Genomic DNA, 5,609 nt, shown 5'->3' with positions numbered 1-5,609 from the left:
AAATTCCCGGAACTTCTCAGGCATTCCTGCCTCATTCTCATCCCCCAGAGCCTTTAACCACATGTTGTGTCTGTTTCCGTACTCATCCATGGACTTTATCAGCTCATCTACCAACCTGTCGAGAGCTTCCGTGCTGTATCTTCCGTCTTCGCACAATACAAATGCAGATACTTTATTATCTCTTCCTGTGACAGCCTCATCAAGCGCCGCCTTGAGCTGTCTGTATTTCTTTTTTCTGAAATCAATGTTTTCCCATTCCTTTTCAGATATCCTCAATTATCTACGCCTCCTAATTATATTTATCCGTTCTGTTATTCCTGACCGTCAAATCTGAAGCTGAGCTGAGTCTGCTTCAGTGACTTCACTTTTCGTTCTGTGATCTTGTCGTACTCACCGACCGAACCGCAGAGAAGCGGTGACGCGGGATCATAACATTTGCAGTTGGCCTTCACCGCATCCGGCGAGTAATTCGCATAACAGTATTTGCATCCATTCAGACAGGTGTTGTATGAGCCAATCTCCACGCTCTCCATGCAGCCGCACTCAGGGCGCTGGGACTTATCCTTTGCCACCTTTATGTCACAGCCTATAATCTCCTCTATGAGCTTCTTGTCTATGCAGCAGTTGTGTTCAATTCCGCACTTCTCCAGATCCACCACCTCTGCACAAGTAGCCATCGACATTCCATGTGATCTTGCAATGTCCGCTATCGCCTTTGCAAATGCTTCCAGATCGTCGTGACTCATCTCATAGCTGTCCACAACCTGCATATTTTTCCTGTTCTTGGCATATATATCGACGAAGCTGATGACGCATTTCTCAGTGCAGCCATCTAACGCCTCCGCAATCTGTGTAAATGCCCTTATGTGGTAATCCGGCGTATATTTCTTCGTGAATACTATCGGGTCATATCTCCAGATGACCCGTTTTTTCCCTATCTTTCCGGCAAGCTCCTGAAATGCAGGAATGAGCTGTCCCTTTTTATCAGGCAGATTCGTCTCCATATCCTTGCCGTAACCTGTCAGAGTGAACTGGAAATAGTATTTGTACGCATCCAGTTCCGGAAGCCTTGGAAGCATCGGTATGGGATTCTTTGTCCAGAACACAATGCAGTCAACCACCTCAGGTGAGAGGTCTATCCTGCTTATCTGATGCGCATTCATAGGATTCCTCACATACAGAAATCCTTCCTTTATTCTATTAAAAAACCATTCCGAGTAAAATGTCGGTATGTCCGTTCTTCTACTGGCACTGAGTATCATATTTCATCCCCCAATCAATAGCCTATCTGTCAACAGATTTAAGTATAATATAATGACCTGCCTGTTATCAATATCGTGTTTTGATCTATGCCTGCTTATATCTCACCTCATATGGAGGCTTATTATTGTTGTAAGTATGTGGCCGCGTCGTATTATAGTAATTCTCCACAAAATCATCTACTGCATCGTACAGATTTCTCTCATTACCATAGCTTTTTCGGTTGATCAGCTCGCTCTTTAACGTGCTGAAATACCTTTCCATGGGTGCATTGCTGTAGGGATGCCCCGGAGGGCTCATACTCTGACGGATACCTCTCTCCAGACAATATGTCGTGAATTCCTCCGATGTAAATTCATTTCCCTGATCAGAGTGAAGGATCAGCCGCCGTGGATCTATTCCTTCATCTGTGGACAGAGCCTTTTTCAAAGTCTTTATAGCAAGTTTCGAGGTCATTTCAGTGCCACACAGAGATGCTACAATACTCCTGTCATACAGATCCATAATGGCACAGTTGAACCGTATACTTCCATTTTCAAGTGCGATGAATGTAAAATCTATGCTCCACTTCTCATTTACCCGGCCCGCCTTGAAATTACCCTTTAAAATATCCGGACAAATGTGAAAAGGCATGCGCTTTTCATACGGAGGATGTCTGGCACCAACCACCGAACACAATCCAAGTTCCTGGTTCATATACTTTCTCGTTGTCTCAAGGCTGATATTATAACCCCTCTGAAGCAGATAATAATGCATTTTTCTGTATCCGTCGGTGCCATTATGCTCTTCATATATAGAACGGATCTCATCTAAAATCTGATCTTTCTGTGCCTTGCACCCATCTCTTTTACTGTGCAGGTAATTATAGTACACACTTGGCGACAGCCCAAACTCGTTCAAAAGCCAGCGCACGCCAAACCTGCCACTATACTTTTCTATGAATTCGTATATTGCTTCCCTACTCTCGCCATCCAGATCTTCTGACCTCAGCCGTGTAAAAGAAATCTTCTTATCGGTCTCAGCAAGCTTCTGCAATAGACCGCTCAGATACGGATCTTTCCTTTTCGCCTTGCTCATACGCAGTCCTCCTTTTTTGTAAAATCAATATCTCATGTCAGGTCTTATTGTACATCTGGTACATTTTTGTCCCGTACAAATTACGAAGCAATTTTCAATATTGATTTTTGGGATAGAAATTTTCGTATCCATGTGCTATTTTGATATTTTGATTTGTTTTATATATGAGAACTCAATTGAGAAGGAACAAGATTCCTGATTCTCTCATACATACAAACCACGGAGGTGATGACACTTGAAGCAGCAGCAACTGCTTGAACTATATGACAATTACTCGGACAATGCATTCCGTCTGGCCATGAGTTTTCTTGGCAATATAGCGGATTCCGAGGACATTGTCCAGAATGTATATACCAAGCTTATAGAAAAAAGTCCTCACATATCAAGGGGCTGTGAGAAGTCCTATATTCTCACCATGACCGCAAATATGTGCAGAAACCATTTGAAATCAGCGGCAAACAGACTGAACAGCAGCTATGAAGAGCTGGCAAACGATGATCTCACAAGTGGCTTCAATATGGAGGAACAGTCAATGTTTGCAGCCATAAACAGGCTGCCCGATACATACCGCACGGCTCTGTATCTGCACTACTACGAGGGGTATTCATTCAAGGAGATCGCTAAGATGCTTCATTTGTCAGTCTCAGCAGTCTCCATGCGGATATCCCGCGGAAGGGATCAGCTAAAAGAATTTTTAAAGGAGGAATAGATCATGAATAATAAAGATATAAACGAATTATACAAAGCTACCATGGACAATGTGACCATGCCCCAGGATGACAAAGACGATCTCAGGGCAAAGCTTGCCGAACAGGCTCAAACCGGCAGATCTGGTCACAGACTCGCCCGCGTCGGCAAATATGCCGCCATCGCCGCTGCCGTGTGCGCAGTTCTTCTGTGCATCCCGGCGACAAGGACCACTGTCTCGGCTGCCATCGACTACATTAAGCAGACATTCCACCTGGCAAATGGCACCGAGGTGACATACGAGGAAAACAGCGAGGGAAACTCCATACAGTTCACCATATCTACAGATGATGTCAATGGGTACACAAAAGTTGAAAATGGTCGTCTCTACCTTGTTCTCGGAGATACCAAAAAAGATATCACCGACCAGTGCGGTCCTGACAAATATTTCCGTCATGAGATCAAGAATGCGGACGGCTCACACAGCGTCATCCTCATAGGAGGTACACCTGAGAGCTGCGGATGGGCAGAGCTCTTCTTTGACAAGAATGGGAAATATGTATTTAACAACATGAACGTTGAAGACTACAGCGACCCATGGCTTAATGACGCCCTGCATGCTGAGGGTGTTGACACAGGCAATCCTTACCTGGATGATGACCTTTCAGATACATCCGGCACCGCCGCTGACGGAAATGCAACATATATCGAACAGTAATTTTTCCTAATAAGTCATATTAAAAAGCAAAAGATACAAAATTTTCCTAAACAAGCCTTTTTCGATCAAAAAGGGATAAATCATCAAATATTTACCTCATATTTCTCCCTTTTTGATGATTTAACCTTGTCTTAGGAAAATTTTGTATCTTTATTTCTTCTATCATATATATTTTTAGGAAAATAATCTCTGAATAGGTATCCATTCCGATCATTCTGTGTCGTAAGATTGATATAGAAATCGCTACAGTCTCATAGGAATTCCCTTGTCCTGAAGGTATCTCTTCAGATCTCCTATCTCAAGCTCTTTATAATGGAACAGGGATGCCGCAAGTGCTGCGTCCGCGCCGCCCTCTGTCAGGGCATCATAGAAATGATCCTTAGTTCCTGCACCGCCTGAAGCTATAACCGGGATGTTCACGTTGTCTGCTATGGTTCTGGTGAGTTCTATGTCATATCCAGCCTTTGTTCCATCGCAGTCCATGCTGGTAAGTAATATCTCTCCCGCACCAAGCTCTGCGGCCTTCATGGCCCACTCAACTGCATCTATTCCGCAATCGATTCTGCCGCCGTGCTTGTATATGTTCCAGCCTGAACCATCATCACGTCTCTTGGCATCTATTGCTAAGACTACGCACTGGCTGCCAAACTTGTCAGCGGCATCAGCTATAAGCGTCGGATTGTCTATGGCTGCCGAGTTCACGGATATCTTGTCTGCGCCCTCACGGAGTATTGCCTTAAAGTCATCGACAGTTCTTATTCCGCCGCCGACTGTGAACGGAATGAAGATAGTCTCAGCAACTCTTCTTACCATGTCGACAACTATATTTCTCTGGTCTGATGAAGCTGTTATGTCAAGGAATACAAGCTCATCAGCTCCCGCCTTGTCATAGGCTGCACCAACCGCAACCGGATCCCCGGCATCTATAAGATTTACGAAATTCACACCCTTTACAACTCTTCCGTTCTTGACATCAAGACATGGTATTATTCTCTTTGTATGCATGCTCTACACCTCCAGGTCGATAAAATTCTTCAGTATCTTAAGTCCAACTTCTGAGCTCTTCTCAGGATGGAACTGACATGCAAATACATTGCCGCGCTCCACAGAGGCATGAATCTGAGTTGAATAGAATGTAGATGCTGCCACATCATCTGGATTCTTCGCCTTCAGATAATATGAATGAACAAAGTATACATATGGGTTCTCAGGAAGCCCCTTGAAAAGTCTTGCCTTCGGATTTATCTCAAGATTATTCCATCCTATCTGCGGTATCTTAAGTCCCGGCGCATCCGGTATACGGAGTATCTCACCGTCCAGGATCCCAAGTCCTGTTGCCTCCGGTGACTCCTCGCTGGTCTTGAAGAGGAGCTGAAGGCCAAGGCATATTCCGAGGAATGGCTTGTCTGCATCCACAACATCATAGATGACGTTCTCAAGACCATACTCCCTGATCTTATTCATGGCATCTCCGAAACTACCAACTCCCGGAAGTATCACCTTGTCGCTCGCCATGATCACATCTCTGTCTCTTGTGATGACAGCCTCCTCACCCAGATACTGCACTGCCTTCTCAACACTCTTTATGTTACCTGCATCGTAATCCAAAATTGAAATCATCTGTTTTGTCCTTTCATATTGAGTCTTTTCCATTATTGTACTCTTTCTTAATGTTGTCATAGGCCATATCTCACTTAGTCTATCTGTCACTATAATGATATTTGCAAGCAAGAATATATACATTAGTATCGTCAATCTTGTATATTATTCTGTCTTTATCATTTATTCGTCTACTCCAGAAGCCAGTCAGATTTCCAGTTAATGGTTCGGGTTTCCCAATGCCTTCATTTCCATTTCTGCATATATC

8 protein-coding genes are annotated in these 5,609 nt (G+C 44.0%); 2 read left to right on the top strand and 6 right to left on the bottom strand.

The features are described 5' to 3' along the window. The 3 genes from CCU_RS12030 to CCU_RS12020 all read right to left on the bottom strand — a co-directional run. Positions 1-276, bottom strand: a 276-nt coding sequence (locus CCU_RS12030) for a hypothetical protein (protein ID WP_208896220.1), incomplete at its 3' end; no start/stop codon positions are given. A gap of 35 nt (positions 277-311) precedes the next feature. Then, positions 312-1,262 (bottom strand): DUF1848 domain-containing protein, encoded by a 951-nt coding sequence (locus CCU_RS12025; RefSeq protein ID WP_015534858.1) that lies wholly within the window; start codon positions 1,260-1,262, stop codon positions 312-314. Between the two features lie 85 nt (positions 1,263-1,347). Next, positions 1,348-2,337: an IS3 family transposase gene (locus CCU_RS12020; protein ID WP_015534857.1), complete on the bottom strand. Its 990-nt coding sequence runs from the start codon at positions 2,335-2,337 to the stop codon at positions 1,348-1,350. A gap of 235 nt (positions 2,338-2,572) precedes the next feature. Between CCU_RS12020 and CCU_RS12015 the strand changes: the two genes are divergently transcribed. Continuing rightward, the gene (locus tag CCU_RS12015) at positions 2,573-3,046 is read left to right on the top strand and encodes an RNA polymerase sigma factor (protein WP_055144614.1); all 474 of its coding nucleotides are present in this window, start codon (positions 2,573-2,575) and stop codon (positions 3,044-3,046) included. 3 nt (positions 3,047-3,049) lie between these two features. Further along, on the top strand, positions 3,050-3,742 hold the full coding sequence (locus CCU_RS12010; RefSeq protein ID WP_015534856.1) for a hypothetical protein: 693 nt from the start codon (positions 3,050-3,052) through the stop codon (positions 3,740-3,742). Between the two features lie 243 nt (positions 3,743-3,985). Here CCU_RS12010 and hisF read toward each other — a convergent pair whose 3' ends face one another. The 3 genes from hisF to CCU_RS14840 form a co-directional block, all read right to left on the bottom strand. Beyond that, the gene (gene hisF, locus CCU_RS12005) at positions 3,986-4,747 is read right to left on the bottom strand and encodes an imidazole glycerol phosphate synthase subunit HisF (RefSeq protein WP_004851206.1); all 762 of its coding nucleotides are present in this window, start codon (positions 4,745-4,747) and stop codon (positions 3,986-3,988) included. Positions 4,748-4,750: 3 nt separating this feature from the next. Further along, entirely contained in the window at positions 4,751-5,362 is a 612-nt protein-coding gene (gene hisH / locus CCU_RS12000; protein WP_055144993.1) for an imidazole glycerol phosphate synthase subunit HisH, read from the bottom strand. 79 nt (positions 5,363-5,441) lie between these two features. Further along, on the bottom strand, positions 5,442-5,552 hold the full coding sequence (locus CCU_RS14840; RefSeq protein WP_334290616.1) for a type II toxin-antitoxin system YoeB family toxin: 111 nt from the start codon (positions 5,550-5,552) through the stop codon (positions 5,442-5,444). Between the last annotated feature and the right edge of the window lie 57 nt (positions 5,553-5,609).

Source organism: Coprococcus sp. ART55/1, assembly GCF_000210595.1.
Lineage (GTDB): Bacteria > Bacillota > Clostridia > Lachnospirales > Lachnospiraceae > Coprococcus > Coprococcus aceti.
Note: the sequence above shows the minus strand (reverse complement) of the source record. Positions and strands in the feature narration are given on the sequence as shown.